Source organism: Acidiphilium sp. MT5, from assembly GCF_054767495.1.
Genome location: NZ_BAABMR010000007.1, coordinates 80,814 through 98,118 on the forward strand (window position 1 = coordinate 80,814; position 17,305 = coordinate 98,118).

The window sequence follows — 17,305 nt, forward strand, 5'->3', positions numbered from 1 at the left end:
TCGCGACTGACCGCCCTTCCCTCACGCCGACCTCTTTTTGCGAGACAGCAATGACCATTCACCACCCAAGCTTTGGCGCGATCGCTGACGATCGTGTGATCATGTTCGACACAACCTTGCGCGATGGCGAGCAATCGCCTGGGTTTTCGATGAATCTCGACGAGAAATTGCGCATGGCCGAGGCGTTGGCCGAGCTTGGCGTCGATGTCATCGAGGCCGGGTTTCCAATTGCCAGCCCCGGCGATTTCGAGAGTGTGCGCAAAATTGCCGAGACGGTGAAAGGCCCGGTGATTGCCGGGCTGGCACGCTCGGGGCGCGATGATATTTTACGGGCTGCTGAGGCGGTGAAGCCTGCTGAGCGCAAACGGATCCATACCTTCATTTCGACATCGCCGTTGCACATGAAATATAAATTGCGGATGGAGCCGGAGGCGGTGTTGGAAGCGGTCACGCGCTCGGTTGAACTTGCGCGCGATTATACGGATGATGTGGAATGGTCCGCCGAGGATGGCAGCCGGACCGATCCGGATTTTCTGGCGCGCTGCGTTGAAGCGGCGATCCGCGCCGGAGCCACGACGATTAATATCCCCGATACGGTGGGCTATGCGGTGCCGGAGGATATTTTCCGGATTTTCAGCGAATTGCGCGCCCGCGTGCCCGGGGGGGAGCGGGTGATTTTTTCAACCCATTGCCATAATGACCTTGGCTTGGCGGTGGCCAATACGCTCGCGGCCCTGCGCGCCGGGGCGCGGCAGATTGAATGCACGATCAATGGCATTGGCGAGCGGGCCGGCAATGCGGCGCTCGAAGAAGTGGTGATGGCGATTCGCACCCGCCCGGATGCCGCGCCCTATAAAAATAACATCGAAACCACGCGAATCCTGCGCAGCTCCAAGCTGCTCGCGACCATTACCGGTTTTGATGTGCAACCGAACAAGGCCATTGTCGGGCGCAATGCCTTTGCCCATGAGAGCGGCATTCATCAGGATGGCGTGCTGAAAAACGCCGCCACCTACGAGATTATGACGCCGGAATCGGTGGGCTGGCAGAAAACTAGCCTGGTGATGGGCAAACATTCGGGCCGGGCGGCATTTCGCGATAAGCTGCGGGCGCTGGGCTATGGCGAAATTGGCGATAATCAGCTCAATGATTCGTTCCGGCGGTTTAAGGATTTGGCCGACCGCAAGAAGCTGGTCTATGACGAAGATATTGTTGCGCTGTTCGATGACGCGGTGGTGCGTGATCACCAGCGTGTGCGCTTTGTCGGGCTGGAAGTGTGGGCTGGATCGAAAGCCAAGCCGCGCGCGGTGTTAGAGCTTGAGGTCGATGGCGTGGTGCAAACCGCCGAGGCGCTGGGCGATGGGCCGGTGGATGCCACCTTCAACGCGATCCAGGCGATTTTCCCGCATCAGGCTGAATTGCGGCTATTTACCGTTGGTGCGGTGACCGAGGGCACCGATGCGCAGGCGCGGTGCGGTGTACGCCTTGAGGAGGGCGGCAAGCTGGTGGACGGCCAAGGTGCGGACACCGACACGATAGTGGCGGCGGCGCGGGCTTATGTTCACGCGCTGAATAAATTGCTGGTCAAGCGCGAGCGCACCGAGCCAGTGTCACTCTCCGCCTAACAAAAACGCCAAAGTTATAGAAATGCTTGAAGTTGCGCCAGGGTTTCGCCCGGCGCTTCTTCGGCGAGGTAATGGCCACCGGTCACGGCGCCGCCGGTCACCGGGGCTGTGCAATACTGGCTCCAGATTTCGAGCGGCGCGTACAGCCGACCGACCAAGCCGCGCGCACCCCACAGGATGCGGGTTGGGCAAGTGATTTTAACGCCCCCTGCCCGGCTCGCACGGTCATGCTCCAGATCGATGCTGGCGGCGGCGCGATAATCTTCGCATATCGCCGTGATCGTCGCGGGGTTGCGGGCGGCGGCGAGGTAATCGGCCAGCGCGGGCTCGGCGAAAATGCTGGCATCGGTATGATGACGCCCGCCTTGGGCATGCAGCCACAAAGCCGGGTCAAGATTGATCATCGCTTCGGGGAATGGGTGCGGTTGGGCCAAGTAGAACCAATGATAATAGCCTAACGCAAAGGCCATATCGGTGCGCTCGAAATGTTCGATTGTCGGGATAATGTCGAGCAGGGCGAGTTTTTGGACTTTATGCGCATAATCGAGGGCGAGACGGTGCGACACGCGGGCCCCCCGGTCATGGCCGACCAGCGCGAAGTGCGGCAAGCCGAGATGATCCATCAAATCAACCATGTCACGCGCCATCGCGCGTTTGGCATAGGGCGCGTGATCGGCGGTGGCGGGGGGTTTGTAACTCTGGCCATAGCCGGTGAGGTCCGGGCAGATGACGGTGAAATGTTGGGCCAGGGTTGGGGCGATCAGATGCCAGATCACATGGGTTTGCGGCATGCCATGCAGCATCAGCAAGGCCGGGCCGGTGCCTGCGCGGCGCAGGCGAAAATGCCGCTGTGCGTCAAGCGCGATGGTGTGTTCAGTGAAACCGGCAAAAAACTCAGCCATGGGGCGCCTGACAGTGATGCGTGAAAATCAATAAATTATGCGGCCCTGGTTGTTGCCTCCAGCCGGGGGCGGCTTGAAACAGGGCAATCAGGGCGGGTGTGAAAATGCGGCTCGCGTGATCGACGGTCAAGTCAGGCAGGACGACCAGCGGATAGGGCGCGGCGATGGACAGCAGATGGGGTGTTGCGCGCCGGGCGACCAAAATGCTGGCGCGGGCGGGCAAGGCGCTGATGAATGGGCCGGGGATGCCCACCCCATCATTGCCGAACGGAATAATAATCAGCCCCTGCGCGCCGGCGACATGCGCGCTTTGCTGCGCGAGGCGCATGCCAGGCTGCATGGTCTGTGGCGCGATGGCGAGGCCGAGCAAAGCGGCGAGGTTAAGCGCGATGAGTGCGGCGCGCAGGCGCGGATGGGGCGCCAAGCTGGCGGCGAGCAGCAAGCCGATGAAGGGCAAACCAAGCCACACATAGCGGATTTCAAAGGGCATGGTGTCAAAGACGAGGCCCAGGATCAGCAAGCCGAGCGGCGGGGCGAGTACGCCGACGTAAAGCAAGGATTTGACCGGCTGATCGAGACGGGTGCGCAGGGTCAGCAACAGCAGTAGGAGCAAAAACACAGCGAGGGCCACCGCCAGGGGACCAGACCAGGGCGGTGCGATATATTCTGGCAGACCCCCGAGCACGGCAGCCGCTTGATCGCGCGCGAGCGCGGCGAGGGCGCGGCTTGCATGAAAATGGTGAAATTGGCCTTGGCGGGAATTGCGTTGGGCGAGAAAAAACCAAGCCCAGAGCGGGACGAATAGCGCGGCGCCGCCGGTGATTGGTGCAAGGCGGCCCCTGGCGTGCGCGGCGAGCCAGAGCCAGATGGCCAGTGCTGTGAACAGGGCGAGATCGTTGGTGCAGCAGGCCGCACCGAGCAGCGCGCCGGCGAGAAAATCGCTGCGGGGGGTTGGTTTGCTGCGCAGGAGCGCGAGCAGGCCCGCAAGGATGAACAGGGTTGCCAGCGAGAAATCACGGGCGACGATGCTGGAATAGGCGAAACCATAGCAGCCGAGCGTGAGAATGAGGGCGGTCGGCGGATCGATCCCCAGGGCGGCGGCGATGCGCGCGAGCAATGCCAACGCGATGATCGCGCAGAGCACCGAGAGCAGGCGTAGCGCGCGGAGCGACGGGCCAAACGCTGCGCGCCAAAATTTCGCGAGCCAGAAATAGAGCGGCGGATGCACATCATCACGCCGTAAGGCGGTGGCGATGCGAGCAAAGCTGGCGGTGCCGGTGAAATCCGCCCGGATCTCAGCCGGGTGGAATGGGCGCGCCGGCCAGGCGGGCCGCGGGTCACCGGCGAGGAGAAACAGGGTGTAGAATTCATCATATTCGCCGCCGCGCAGCACCGCGATGGCACTCAAAGCGAGGGACGCGAACAGCAGCAGCAGCGGCAGGCGGAAGCGGCGCATGGGCGTAGGCAATCATAGGTTGCAGTCTAATGCAAATAGCTAGAGAAAATCGCGCAGGCGGAACCAGCTGGTGGCGAGCAGCAGTAAGGGCGTGCGCAACAGGGCACCGCCGGGAAAGCGGTGATGCGGAATTTTGGCGAACAAATCAAACCGTTCAGCCTGCCCGGCGATGGCCTCGGCGGCGAGTTTGCCCGCGAGCCCGGTGAGGGCGACGCCGTGACCGGAGAAGCCGTGCATGAACAGGATATTATGACCCAGCCGACCAAAATGCGGTGCGCGATTCATGGTGATATCGACATAGCCGCCCCAGCAATAATCGGCGCGGACGTGCGCGAGTTGGGGGAACACGGCGCGGGCGCGGGCCAGCATGGTCGCGGCCAAGTTGGGCGGCGGCAGCGTGGAATAGGAAACCCGGCCTCCGAACAACATGCGGTGATCGGCGCTGCGGCGAAAATAATCGAGCACGAAATTGAGGTCGGCGACCGCTTGATTGCCGGGGATCAGCGCGGGGACGTCATCACGCGGTTCGGTTGCAACGATGTAGGTGCCAACGGGCATGATGTAGCCGGCGAGGGGGGGCATCAGCCCGGCGAGATAGGCGCCGGTGGCGATGATGACGTGATCGGCAGTGACTTGGCCTTGCGCGGTGTGCAGCAGAATTTTCGCAGCGGGCGTTACCGCGGTGACTTTGCTCTGGGCGTGCAGCGTGGCACCGGCGCTGATAGCGGCTTGGGCAAGGCCGCGCGTGTAATTAAGCGGGTGCAAATGGCCGGAGACCGGATCGGTCAGAGCCGCCTGGTAGCGCGGACTATCGAGATGGGCGCGCAAATCCGCCCCGGTGAGGAGCTGGGTTGCCGGATAGCCGAGTTCGGCCAATTCCGCTTGGGTTTCGGCCAATTCGCGCACCTGCCGCGCTTTGATTGCTGCGTGCAGATAGCCGGGGACAAAGTCGCAATCGATGGCGAAGCGGTTGATTTGCTGACGCAGCAAATCAACCGCCTCCATCGATAAATCCCAGACCTTTCGGGCCGCGTCTTTGCCGATCAGGCGGTTGAGTTTGAGCTGGCCGCAGGCAAGGCCCGGCAGCACTTGCCCGCCATTGCGCCCGGAGGCGCCACCGCCGATGGTGCCTGCTTCGAGCAGGATAACCCGATAGCCACGCTCGGCGAGGTGCAGCGCCGCCGAACAGCCGGTGAGGCCACCACCAATGATCGCGACATCGGCCCGCTGAGCGCCCGCAAGCGGCGGCGGGTTGACGGTTCGTGTGCTTGTTGCGCTATAGTAATCAGACATTCAATAACAGATGCTCGCGCTCCCAAGAGCTGATGACGCGCAGATAGGTTTCGTATTCGAGGCGTTTCACCGCAACGAACACCTCGATCAGCTTGGCACCGAGAATGGCGGTGAGGGGCTGATTTTGCGCCATGCGATCCAAAGCTTGCGATAATTCACGTGGCAGTGAATAGGGTTGCGAATAGGCTGAGCCTCGAAACGGCTCGGTGGGTTCCAGCGCTTCGACCATGCCGAGATAGCCGCAGGCGAGCGAGGCGGCGAATGCGAGATAAGGGTTGGCATCCGCGCCGGGGACGCGGTTTTCCACCCGCATGGCCGAGGGCTCGCCGAAGGGCACGCGCAGGCCGCAGGTGCGGTTATCATGGCCCCATTGCAAATTGATCGGCGCGTTAGAATATCGGGTCAGGCGGCGATAGGAATTCACGTTTGGCGCAAAAATTGGCATGATCGCTGGGACGTATTTTTGCAAGCCGCCAATATAGGCGCGGAACAATGCGCTGGGCTGGCCTTGGGCATCGGCGAATAAATTGACGCCGGTGGTGGCATCGACCACGCTTTGATGGATATGCATGGCGCTGCCCGGCTCGTGATCCATCGGTTTGGCCATGAACGTGGCGTAGATTTCGTGGCGGAGGGCCACTTCGCGGACGGTGCGCTTGAATAGAAATACCTGATCGGCGAGATCAAGCGGATCGCCGTGGAGAAAATTAATCTCGACTTGGGCGGCACCTTCTTCGTGGATCAGCGTATCGAGATCGAGATTTTGGGTTTCACAGAAATCATACATTTCCTCGAATAACGGATCAAACTCATTGACCGCATCGATCGAATAAGATTGCCGCCCCGTCTCTTGCCGCCCTGAACGCCCGACGGGCGGCACGAGTGGGTAATCTGGATCAGTATTGCGCCCGACCAGATAAAATTCCAGCTCTGGCGCTAACACCGGCTTCCAGCCGCGAGCGGCATAGAGGGCCAGCACTTCGCGCAGCACCTGCCGTGGGGCAATCGGCACCGGGGTGCCATTGGCATAATGACAATCATGGATGATTTGCGCGGTGGGTTCATGCGCCCATGGGACCAGCCGCACGGTTGCCGGATCGGGGGTGAGTTTGATGTCGATAATGGCCGGATCGGTGAGTTCGTCATTGGGGTCTTCGGGATATTCGCCGGTGACCGACTGGATGAAAATACTTTCAGGCAGGCGCGGCGTGCCGCCATGGAGGAATTTTTCTGCCGGCATGATTTTGCCGCGCGGAATGCCGGTGATGTCAGGGACAAGACATTCCACTTCGGTGATGCGGTGCTCGTTGAACCAGTCGGTCAGATCGATCATGGATGCCTCCGGGCTCGGATGAGGGTGAGTGGATCGGCATCGGTGGGTGTTATTGGCCCGACCGATGCCGATCGCGGGTGAGCGTAGGCTTGGATACGTTAGTGTTGACGCACAGCGGTCCAAATGGCGTTGAACGTTTGCAATTTGGTGCCTGCCAGCGGCGGCAGGAAATGCAGTCCCGCCAGCTGCGCCTTGGTGGGTTCGATCAGTGGGGTTTTCAGCTCCTTGCTCAAAAGTGGCTCTGAGGCGGCATTCGGGCTGCCATAGAGATTATAATTGGACAATTCGGCTCCCGCTTTGGCAGACAGGATAAAATTGATGAAATCATAAGCGAGTTTCGGGTCGGGCGCATGTTTGGGAATCGCCATGGTATCGACCCAGATTTCACTGCCTTCTTTGGGGACCAGATAGGCCGCATTCAGACATGATTTGTCATCGTAACATTCAGCAACGGCACCATTGAAGGTCATGCCGATAGCGATGACGCCTTTTTTGATTTGGCCCATCGCCGGATCACCATCGATAAAGCCGGTGAAGTTTTTACGCTTCTCGGTTTGCTCGATCAGTTTGGCTGCCTTGATCCACTCGCTTTTCGTGTTGCAGGTGAAACCATAACCGAGATAGGCGCACGCAGCGCCAATGGTGTCACGACCGGAGCCACCCATCAAAGCGAATGGGTAAGAGGGGTTGAGTTTGGGGTTGAACAGCACCGCCCAGCTCGCAGGCAAGGTCGCGATTTTGGTTTTCAGATAGCCGATGCCGGTCGTGCCCCATTGGTAGGGCATCGAATATTGATCATGCGGGTCGTAGGACGGGTTTTGGAACGTCGCCGCTAAATTGTGGAAATTTGGAATGTATTTTTTGTTCAGCGGCGCGATCAGGCCTTCATGGACCAATTGCGGTATGAAATAGCTGGAGGGCACCACGACATCAAACTGCGCGTCACCGCCGGCTTTGAGTTTGGCGGCGAGGGCGGCGTTGGAATCGTAATAGGTTTGCACGACCGTGCAGCCGCAATGGGCTTCGAACTTTTTGATCAGACCTTTGCCGATATAGGCCTGCCAGTTGAACAAATAGAGGGTTTTGCCCGCTGCTTGCGCGGGGGGTGCCAAAGCGAGCATGCCGCCGATCAGGCCGGCAACAAGGGCGATTGGGGTTAATTTGATCGAAAATCCTCGCATAGTAAACCTCCTTCGGGGTTGTTGTGTTAGTCGCCGGTGCGTGGCAGGGGACGCCGCTCTTTTTGGCGGCTGAATAGATACTGCAATAGGCCAGTGCCGATCACTGTGGCAATCATCAAGGTGGCCAAGGCGTTGATATCGGGCGCGACGCCTTTGCGGGCGACGGCGCTGTAGATATAGATGGGCAAGGTTGTGCTGCCGGGTCCGGCGGTGAAATAGCTGATGGTGAAATCATCAATCGACAGGGTGAACGCCAGCAGAAATCCGCCGATGATGGCCGGGCGGATCACCGGCACGGTGAGATGGAAAAATGACTGCCAGCCATTGGCGTAGAGATCATGCGAGGCCTCGAACAAATTCGGATCAAGGCCGGACATGCGCGCAAACACCACGAGGGCGACATAGGGCGCTTGAAACGTCACATGGGCGATGCCCATGGTCAGCAGGCCGGCCGCGAACAGCCCGGTGGCTTTGTGCAGCAAATTGAAGAAAATCAGGTCGGCGATGCCAAAAACGAGCGATGGCATGATGATCGGCGTGTAGATGATCAGACTGGGAAGCGCGGCGGCGAAGCCAGAGCGTGCGCGGCTGCGGAACCGGCTGAGACCAAAGCCCATGAGCGTGCCAAGGCTGGTGCCAAAAATCGACGAGACGAGCGCCAGGGTCAGCGAGCGGCGAAACGCGGCCAGAACATCGGGTTCCTGCAACAGCGCATGATACCAATGCAGGCTGGCGCCCTGCCCGCCCGGTGCGGGTGCGAAGGAAAAGATCGCGATCAAAACCAAAGGTGCGTAGAGCAACACATAAACCGGCAGGCTGCTGAGCAGCAGCGCGCGACGGATGGGCGGGGCGATGCGGCTGCTCATAGCATGCTGCCCTCGGCACTGCCGAGGCGTTTGCTCATCACCCGAAACACTAATAATCCGGCGCCGGTAAAAATCAGCATAAAAATGGTCAGCGCGGCACCGTAGGGCCAGTTGGGCGTTTGCAGAAATTGGGCTGCAATCAGCGCGCCGATCATCATCGATTTGCCGCCGCCGAGCAGGGTTGGCACCACGTAATCGCCAAAGGCGGGAATCGCGACCAGGATGATGCCCGATAGCAAGCCAGGGATGGTTTGTGGAAACACCGCACTCCAGAACAAGCGAGCACCCGAGGCATATAAATCCCGACCCGCTTCAACCAAGCTCCAATCGAGTTTTTCCGCCGCCGCATAGAGCGGCACCACCATATAAGGCAAGTAATTATAGGTCAGGCCGATTTGCATGGCGAGAATGCCGGGCATCAAGCCCAGATGCGGCGGCAGCAACCCGAGGCTTTGCGCCCAATGCGACAGCGTGGAGCCGGGGCCGAGCAATTCCATCCAGGCATAGGTGCGCACGACCTGATTGGTCCAAGAGGGCAGGATCACGAATAGTAAGAGCAGTGGCCGCAGCGCGGCTCGCTGCGCAATGATGAAAAACACCACCGGATAGGCGAGTAAAATGGTCAGGCCGGCGGCGGAGATGGCTTGCAGCAGCGAGCGGGCGATGGTGGTGATGTTCGCCGGGCTCCAGCCCAGGATTGAATAGCCGGCGACTTCGCGGATTGGGGTGAGGGTGAGCGGCAGATGCGGATTGCCGTAATCGCCGATTGAGAAAAATCCGATGGCAAGCAGAACGAGGCTGGGCAACACCAAAAACAGCACGATCCAGAACAAGCCTGGGCCTGCCGTGACCCAGAGCCGCCAGGCGCGGGCCAACCGTTCGGCGCGTTCGGCGCTGCCCGAGTGCGGCGCGTTGATTATCGCGGACATGGGCGGACAGGCTGGGTAACAGGCGGTATGGCTGGCGGCATGGCTGGTTTCATCCGTCAATCAGCATGATGTTGCCGGGCTTGAGCTCCAACACCAATTTCTCGCCGGGGCCCCAGCTGCGTTCGGCGGCTTGGTTGTTGGTATCGAGCGCGAGGATCATCGCGCCGCCGACCAGTTCGACGTGATAATGGGTGGCAGCACCCTGATAAATCGCCTCGCGCACCGTGCCGGGAAACAGGTTGGGCCGGTCGCCCGGTGCCTCGGCCTCGGGGTAGAGCCAGATTTTTTCGGGCCGGATCATCGCGGTGCGTTGCGTGCCAATCGGGGTGGCGACCACCAGATCGCCGATGGGTGTTTGCGCAACATTGCCATTATGGGCAGAGAATTTCCAGATATTGGACTGACCGAGAAACTCCGCCACGAACACCGAGCGCGGCTGCTCATAGACATCAAGTACCGGGCCGACCTGCAATAGCCGTCCGCGCTCCATCACCGCAATGCGATCGCTCATCACCAAGGCTTCATGTTGATCGTGGGTGACAAACACGAATGTCATGCCCAACCGCTTTTGCATGCGCATCAGCTCAACCTGCAATTCGGCCCGCAGCTTGGCATCAAGGGCGGAAAGCGGTTCATCGAGCAGCACCACGTCCGGCTCATTGACCAGGGCGCGGGCGAGGGCCACGCGCTGGCGCTGGCCACCGGAGAGTTGGGCTGGATTGCGGCGGGCGAACGCATCGATTTGCAGCAGCGCCATCATGTGATCGACGCGCTTTTTGCGGTCAGGGCGGGCGATACGGCGCATGCGCAAGCCAAATTCGATATTTTCGGCGACGCTGAGATGCGGAAATAGCGCGTAGGATTGAAAGACCGTGTTGACCGCGCGCAAATGCGGCGGGACATTCTGCATTTCGCGCCCGGAAATCACGATGCGCCCGGCATCGGGCGTTTCGAAACCGGCGATCATGCGCAGCAAGGTGGTTTTACCGCAGCCGGACGGGCCGAGCAGGGTAAAAAATTCGCCCGAACGAATACTCAGATCAATTTGATCAACCGCAATGACGCCGCCGCCGAACACCCGGCTGATGCCCTCGAGGGCGATGGCTCCGCGACTTGCTTCGTATGGCGATGAATGCATCCAATCTCCCCGGCGACCCCCGCGCATCTGCTGATCGATCGCGCTGATGTTCACTCTGGCTTTTCATCCCCGCTCGCGGATCATTGTCAAAGTCTTTTCCGCCGTCAAGAATAATAAACGACTCTGCGATGACCATTTCGTGATGATCGCGGCGCGGGGGAAATCACGGGGTCAACCACGAAATGATGTTGCGCGAGATCGTGTGTCCGATTAAACGTGTTGATTATTCTAAACGGCATTCAGCCAATGGGAGAGCAAACATGCTGATCGGTGTTCCGCGGGAAATCAAGAATCACGAATATCGGGTTGGGTTGACGCCGGCCTCGGTTCGCGAATTGCGCGGACATGGCCATCAGGTGTTGGTTGAGACGGGCGCGGGCGAGGGCATTGGCATGGATGATGCCGCCTATGCCAAGGCCGGCGCGACGATTGCAGCCGATGCCGCACAGGTTTTTGCCGCCGCTGACATGATCGTGAAGGTGAAGGAGCCGCAGCCGAGCGAATGCAAGCGTTTGCGCGAAGGGCAGATTTTGTTCACCTATTTGCATCTCGCGCCCGACCCGGAACAGGCCAAATTGCTGATGGCGTCCGGCTGTGTCGCGATTGCCTATGAGACGGTGACGGATGGGCTGGGGCGGCTGCCTTTGCTCGCGCCGATGAGCGAAGTGGCCGGGCGGATGGCGGTGCAGGTGGGTGCGGTTTCGCTGCAAAAGGCCAATGGCGGCTTTGGGGTGTTGCTGGCCGGCGTGCCGGGCGTGCCCCCCGCGCGGGTGGCTGTGCTGGGTGGCGGGGTGGTGGGCACCAATGCCGCGCGCATCGCGCTGGGGATGGGGGCGGATGTGACCGTTCTCGACAAATCGATTGGCCGGTTGGCGCAGCTTGATGATCTCTACGGCCCGCATTTGAAAACCGTGTTCGCCACGACCGAGGCGATCGAAGAGGCGGTGTTTCATGCAGATTTGGTGGTGGGTGCGGTCTTGGTGCCGGGTGCCTCCGCGCCGAAGCTGGTGACGCGGGCGATGCTGAGCCAGATGCGCCGGGGGGCGGTGCTCGTTGATGTCGCGATTGATCAGGGCGGCTGCTTTGAGACCAGCCACGCGACCACCCATGACAACCCGACTTATGTGGTCGATGGGGTAGTGCATTATTGCGTGGCGAATATGCCAGGGGCCGTGCCGCGCACCTCGACATTTGCCCTGACCCAGGCGACGCTGCCCTATGCGCTGAAATTGGCCGATCATGGTTGGAAGGCGGCGTTGCGGGCCGATGTGCATTTGCGCGCGGGGCTGAATGTCGCCGAGGGGCGGATTGTCCACCCCGCCGTGGCGCAGGCGCTCGGCGTGCCGGTGTTGGATGCCGAACAGGCACTCGCGGGGGCATAGTCACGGGTGATGGCTGACCACGAGACCGAAACCAGCGAGGAAACGGCGGTTGGCGCGCGGCTCAAGCGCATGCGCCAAGTGTTCGGCCTAACCCAGCGCGAATTGGCGCGGCGGGCGGGGGTGACCAATGGCGCGATCTCGTTGATTGAGCAGGGGCGGGTCAGCCCATCGATTTCATCGCTGAAGAAAATTCTCGATGGCATCCCGATGTCACTCGCGGAGTTTTTCACCCTGGATCTGACCGCGCCGGAGGATGTGTTTTTTGCCGCCGCCGACCTGACCGAAATTGCCTTCGAAGAGCAGATTTCGTTTCGCATGGTTGGGCGCCGCCTCAAAGATCGGGCGTTGCAGATGCTGCACGAGACCTATCGGCCCGGGGCGGATACTGGCGAGGCGATGTTGCGTCATGACGGCGAAGAGGTGGGCATTGTGGTGCGCGGGCGCTTGCTCGTCACCGTCGGTGATCAGGAACAAGCTCTCGGGGCTGGCGATGCTTATTACTTCAATAGCCGGATTCCGCACCGGTTTCGCAACCCGTTCGATGAGCTATGCGAGGTGATTAGCGCCAACACCCCGCCGAGTTTCTGAGTTCTGGCTCGCTTTTTTTGTTGATTAGGCGATCAGATTTCACTAAGGTCAGAAGCGATGGTGATTTTTGGGAATAGTATTCCGCGCGACGCCCATGCCGAGTTGCTCCGGCTCTGCGCGCGCATCGGCTATAGCCCGCATCGCTCCTGATTGTTGTAGCGTGCGGCGTTGTGCCGCGACCTTGCTCTAACATTCGGAGATTACCATGCTCGATCATCCCTCGATTATTTCTGGCGCGTCTGACTTTGATTGGCAGGAAGCCGACGCAGCCCATCATTTGCACCCGTTTTCCGATCATCGGTCACTGCATCAAGGCAAGGTGAAAATCATCACCAGCGCCGAGGGCGTTTATTTGACCGATGATGCTGGCAATCGGATTCTCGATGGCATGGCCGGGCTTTGGTGCGTTGCCGTTGGGTATGGGCGGCAAGAGCTTGTTGATGCGGCGACCGCGCAAATGAAAACGCTGCCGTTTTATAACACTTTTTTCAAAACCGCGACCCGCCCGGTGATCCGCTTGGCCGAGCGGTTGACGCGGATGGCGCCGGGGGATTTGAACCATGCCTTCTTTGCGTGCTCAGGTTCAGAAGCGGTGGACACCGCTTTGCGCATGGCGCGCACCTATTGGATTACCAAGGGCCAGCCACAGAAGCGGGTGATTATTGGCCGTGAATTTGGCTACCATGGCTCAACAACCTTGGGGGCGGCGGCCGGCGGCATGGTGGATATGCATCGCCAAGGTGCGGCGTTGCCTGATTTTGCCCATGTCTTGCCGCCTTATTGGTATGGTTATGGCGGGCAGATGAGCCCTGCCGAGTTTGGCCTCTATGCGGCGAAGCAGGTTGAGGCGAAAATTCACGAGATTGGCGCGGACCATGTTGCAGCGTTCATTGGCGAGCCAATCCAAGGGGCGGGCGGGGTGATTATTCCACCAGAGACCTATTGGCCGGAAATCCAGCGTATTTGCCGCGAGAATGATATTTTGCTGATTGCTGATGAAGTAATTTGCGGCTTTGGGCGCACCGGACGGATGTTTGGCAGCGAGACATTTGGCATCACCCCAGATTTGATGACGCTCGCGAAGGGCATTACCTCGGGTTACATTCCCTTGTCAGCGGTGCTGGTGGGCGACAAGGTTGCCGATGTGCTGATTAATCAGACCGGCGAGTTTTACCATGGTTTCACCTATTCCGGGCATCCGGTGGCCTGCGCTGTGGCTTTGGCCAATCTGGATATTTTGGAATCCGAAGGGCTTGCCGCCCGCGCGGAGCGGATGGGTGTCGCGCTACGTGCCAAATTGACCGAGGCCTTGGCCGACGAGCCGATTATTGGCGAGATTCGCGGCACTGGCCTGATCGGCGCGATTGAACTCACCGCCGATAAACGCACAAGGCGGTTTTTCGACAAGCGTGGACGGGTGGGCATGCTGTGCCGCGATCATTGTTTTGCTAACAATTTAGTGATGCGAGCGGTGCGCGATACCATGGTGTTTTCACCGCCTCTGACCATCACGGAGGCCGAAATCGATGAGTTGGTTGCCCGCGCCAAGCGCGCGATTTTGGCAACCCAAGCCGATGTTCGTTCTGAAATACAGTGATTTAGGCCATGGATATCGTATCATCCCATGAAGATCGGCTAGCCCTGCTTGGTGAGAGCGAGCTGATTGAGGCGTTTATCATTGATGTGAACGGCGTGCCGCGTGGCAAATGGTTGCAGCACGACAAGGCGGAGGCATTGTTAGGCGCTGGTATTGCAATGCCGCGCTCAGCCTATTTGCTCGATATTTGGGGTCGCGATATCGTTGAAGGCGGCATCGCTTTTGATACGGGCGACCCTGATGGCAATTGCATCGCGGTGGCTCACAGCGTGACGCGAATGCAATGGGCGGAGGGGCAAGCGGCCCAGGCGCTGTTGACCATGCGCGAGGCGGATGGATCATTGTTTTATGCCGATCCGCGCGGCGTGCTGAGCCGCGTGCTGGATCGCTACACCGAACAGGGCCTGACGCCATCGGTTGGGGTGGAGTTGGAGTTTTATTTGGTTGATCCGCACCGAACCGGTGGCCAGCGCATCGCGCCGCGCGGTGCTGATGAAAGTGCGTGGCGCGGTTGGCAGACCGACACGATGGGGCTTTGGGAAATCCATGATTATGAGGCGATCCTACGCGATTTGCTGCGCGCGGCTTCCGCCCAGAGCATCGCGCTTGATACGCTGATTAGTGAAAACGGGCCGGGTCAGTTCGAGGTGACGCTCCGCTACGCACCGGATGCGCTGCGGATTGCCGATGATGCGGTTTTGTTCAAGCGCGCCGTGAAACAAATTGCACGCAAGCATGGTCTTTGCGCGACTTTTATGGCCAAGCCGTTTGGTAATTGGGCTGGCAGCGGCATGCATGTGCATATGTCGGTGCTCGATCGTCAGGGTGTGAATATATTTACCGGCGATGCCAGCCGGCCCAGCCCCGTTTTGTATCATGCGCTTGGCGGCGTGGTGAACGCGATGCCGGACACGATGCTGGTGTTTGCGCCGCATGCGAATTCATTTCGCCGGTTTGCGCCAGGCACGCATGCACCGGTGTTTGGTGATTGGGGGCATGATAATCGGCTCTCGGCGGTGCGCGTGATTAATGCTGAGCCACGGGCTGCACGCATTGAACACCGGGTCGCGGGGGCGGATTGCAACCCTTATCTGGCTTTTGCCGCCATGCTTGGCGCGATGTTGGATGGCATGGCGAGCAAGGCCGATCCTGGCCCGGAATCGGTGGGCGACAAAACTGGGGCTGCGGCACCGAAATTGCCGATTGCCTGGAGTGCTGCGACCGAACGGTTTGCCGGTTCGGCCCAGACGGCGGCGATTTTTGGATCGAAATTCCAAGGTATTTTCGCGTCGTGCAAGCGCCAGGAGATCGACGAGTTCCGCCGCCGGATCTCGGATGTGGAGTATGACGCGTATTTGAAGAATGCTTGATGGGAGGATTGAGATACGACTAACAGCCCGTGACTGCACTATCAATCTAACATACAAAAAATTGGTTGGGTTCACATCGTCGCCGAGAAAAGTTTCGATTGTGGAGCCGATCATGACGCTGATAACCGGTAAACTGCCAGCGATAATAAGAAACGATAAGCCAGAAGCACGCTAACCGAGCAACCAAAAACGGCTTTATCAATAAGGGAGCTAAATCGGATGCAAACAGAACTTAAGGCGAATTCGCTATCATTTTTTGAAACGATCATCATGGGGGTGGCTGGTTCGGCGCCGGCATTTTCCATTGCGGTGGCCATTGCTGGTTTGCTGGCGGTGTCGGGCAATGTTTCGCCGAATGCGCTGTTGATTTTCGCCGTGCCGATGCTGGGCATCGCGCTCGCCTATAAAGGTTTGAACCGGAAAATGGCGAATGCCGGCGCGGCCTATCAATGGACCAAATCGGTGATGGGCGGGTTTTTTGGTTATTTTTCCGGCTGGGCGCTGTTGATTGCCGCTTTGGTCTTCATGATTACCGGCAGTGTGCCGCTCGGCACCGCGACGATTGATTTGTTCGATCCAGCACTTGCCAGCAACGTGATCCTGACCACGGCCATTGGCGCAGGTTGGTTTGTGGTGATTGGCCTCGTTTTAATCAGCGGGATTGAGCTGACCAGTAAAATTCAAGTGGTGATGAGCTCGATTGAGTTGACGATTTTGCTGGTCATTTCAATCGCTGCGTTCGTGCATACCGGACATTCAGCGGTCACGCCGTTTTCTTGGTCCTGGTTCGGGTTTAACTATCCGCCCGGCACTTTTGCCGCCTCTTCGTTGATTGTGGTGTTTTTATATTGGGGCTGGGACGTCACCTGTAATCTTTCCGAGGAGACCAAGGATTTGCCGCCCAACTCTGCGGGTCAAGGTGGGTTTTTGAGCGTGTTTGTGACCATTGCCTCGTTTGTCGCGTTCACCGTTGCCACCCTGATGATGTTTTCGCTGGCCAAAGCTAAGGGATTTTCGGATAATTTGATTTACCACGTGGCGGTGGCGGCAGGTTTGGGGAAGGCTGGCGGCTATGCGGCGGCTTTGGCGCTGATACTCTCGAGCATTGCCACCTTGGAGACAACCATGTTGCAGTTTTCGCGCACCTTGTTTGCGATGGGGCGCGATCGTGCGTTGCCCGGCTATTTCGGCAAGGTCAGCCCGCGCACCATCACGCCAGTGCGCACGATGTATCTGCTGCTGGGGGTTGGGTTGGTGATGATTTTTATCTCGAGCTTCATGCCCTCGATTGCGGCGATTTTATCAGACTCGGTGAATGCGATTGCGGTGCAGGTTTGCTATTATTATGGGTTGGCCGGTTTGATTTGCGCTTGGGTTTATCGGGACAGTTTCAAGACAATGTCATGGGATTTGGTGCAATATGTCTTGTTTCCTGGCTTGAGCGGCCTCGCGTTGATCGGGCTTGGTCTGTATGCGATCAGCACGTTTAATCTGACCACCAAAATTGTCGGGATTGGCGGGTTGCTGATCGGGATCGTGTTCTATCGCCCTGCTGGATACGGGCGCTCGACCCCTGAGGCGATAGCCGGCGAATAACATGGATGGTGACCATCAAGGATCGCAACGCGTGAGCCTTGATGGTCAG

At 59.2% G+C, this 17,305-nt stretch carries 14 protein-coding genes; 6 read left to right on the forward strand and 8 right to left on the reverse strand.

What is annotated here, in order from left to right:
- The first annotated feature begins 50 nt into the window (after positions 1–50).
- The gene (locus ACYUCQ_RS09180) at positions 51–1,625 is read left to right on the forward strand and encodes a 2-isopropylmalate synthase (protein WP_460254228.1); all 1,575 of its coding nucleotides are present in this window, start codon (positions 51–53) and stop codon (positions 1,623–1,625) included.
- A 14-nt stretch (positions 1,626–1,639) separates the two neighbouring features.
- On the opposite strand, the gene ACYUCQ_RS09185 is transcribed toward ACYUCQ_RS09180, so the two are convergent.
- The 8 genes from ACYUCQ_RS09185 to ACYUCQ_RS09220 all read right to left on the reverse strand — a co-directional run bounded on the left by ACYUCQ_RS09185 (position 1,640) and on the right by ACYUCQ_RS09220 (position 10,723).
- On the reverse strand, positions 1,640–2,527 hold the full coding sequence (locus tag ACYUCQ_RS09185; protein ID WP_460254229.1) for an alpha/beta fold hydrolase: 888 nt from the start codon (positions 2,525–2,527) through the stop codon (positions 1,640–1,642).
- Positions 2,520–3,983: a glycosyltransferase family 39 protein gene (locus ACYUCQ_RS09190; protein WP_460254230.1), complete on the reverse strand. Its 1,464-nt coding sequence runs from the start codon at positions 3,981–3,983 to the stop codon at positions 2,520–2,522. The genes ACYUCQ_RS09185 and ACYUCQ_RS09190 overlap by 8 nt, the downstream gene beginning before the upstream one ends.
- A 39-nt stretch (positions 3,984–4,022) precedes the next feature.
- Entirely contained in the window at positions 4,023–5,276 is a 1,254-nt protein-coding gene (locus ACYUCQ_RS09195; RefSeq protein ID WP_460254231.1) for an NAD(P)/FAD-dependent oxidoreductase, read from the reverse strand.
- A complete protein-coding gene (locus tag ACYUCQ_RS09200) occupies positions 5,269–6,609 on the reverse strand; it encodes a glutamine synthetase family protein (RefSeq protein ID WP_460254232.1) in 1,341 nt (446 codons plus the stop codon). Before ACYUCQ_RS09200 ends, ACYUCQ_RS09195 begins: the two co-directional genes overlap by 8 nt.
- A gap of 98 nt (positions 6,610–6,707) precedes the next feature.
- Positions 6,708–7,790, reverse strand: coding sequence for a polyamine ABC transporter substrate-binding protein (locus ACYUCQ_RS09205; protein WP_460254233.1), 1,083 nt, complete (start codon positions 7,788–7,790; stop codon positions 6,708–6,710).
- 26 nt (positions 7,791–7,816) lie between these two features.
- Positions 7,817–8,656, reverse strand: coding sequence for an ABC transporter permease (locus tag ACYUCQ_RS09210; RefSeq protein WP_460254234.1), 840 nt, complete (start codon positions 8,654–8,656; stop codon positions 7,817–7,819).
- Positions 8,653–9,645, reverse strand: a complete 993-nt coding sequence (locus ACYUCQ_RS09215) for an ABC transporter permease (RefSeq protein ID WP_460254235.1) — start codon at positions 9,643–9,645, stop codon at positions 8,653–8,655. The genes ACYUCQ_RS09210 and ACYUCQ_RS09215 overlap by 4 nt, the downstream gene beginning before the upstream one ends.
- Positions 9,635–10,723, reverse strand: coding sequence for an ABC transporter ATP-binding protein (locus ACYUCQ_RS09220; protein ID WP_460254236.1), 1,089 nt, complete (start codon positions 10,721–10,723; stop codon positions 9,635–9,637). The genes ACYUCQ_RS09215 and ACYUCQ_RS09220 overlap by 11 nt, the downstream gene beginning before the upstream one ends.
- 260 nt (positions 10,724–10,983) lie before the next feature.
- Between ACYUCQ_RS09220 and ald the strand changes: the two genes are divergently transcribed.
- From ald to ACYUCQ_RS09245, 5 genes are all read left to right on the forward strand, one after another.
- A complete protein-coding gene (gene ald / locus ACYUCQ_RS09225) occupies positions 10,984–12,105 on the forward strand; it encodes an alanine dehydrogenase (RefSeq protein WP_460254237.1) in 1,122 nt (373 codons plus the stop codon).
- 9 nt (positions 12,106–12,114) lie between these two features.
- Positions 12,115–12,693 (forward strand): cupin domain-containing protein, encoded by a 579-nt coding sequence (locus ACYUCQ_RS09230; protein ID WP_460254238.1) that lies wholly within the window; start codon positions 12,115–12,117, stop codon positions 12,691–12,693.
- A 205-nt stretch (positions 12,694–12,898) separates the two neighbouring features.
- A complete protein-coding gene (locus ACYUCQ_RS09235; protein ID WP_460254239.1) occupies positions 12,899–14,290 on the forward strand; it encodes an aspartate aminotransferase family protein in 1,392 nt (463 codons plus the stop codon).
- Positions 14,291–14,298: 8 nt separating this feature from the next.
- A complete protein-coding gene (locus tag ACYUCQ_RS09240) occupies positions 14,299–15,660 on the forward strand; it encodes a glutamine synthetase family protein (RefSeq protein ID WP_460254240.1) in 1,362 nt (453 codons plus the stop codon).
- 219 nt (positions 15,661–15,879) lie between these two features.
- Positions 15,880–17,256, forward strand: a complete 1,377-nt coding sequence (locus ACYUCQ_RS09245; protein ID WP_460254241.1) for an APC family permease — start codon at positions 15,880–15,882, stop codon at positions 17,254–17,256.
- The last annotated feature ends 49 nt before the right edge of the window (positions 17,257–17,305 follow it).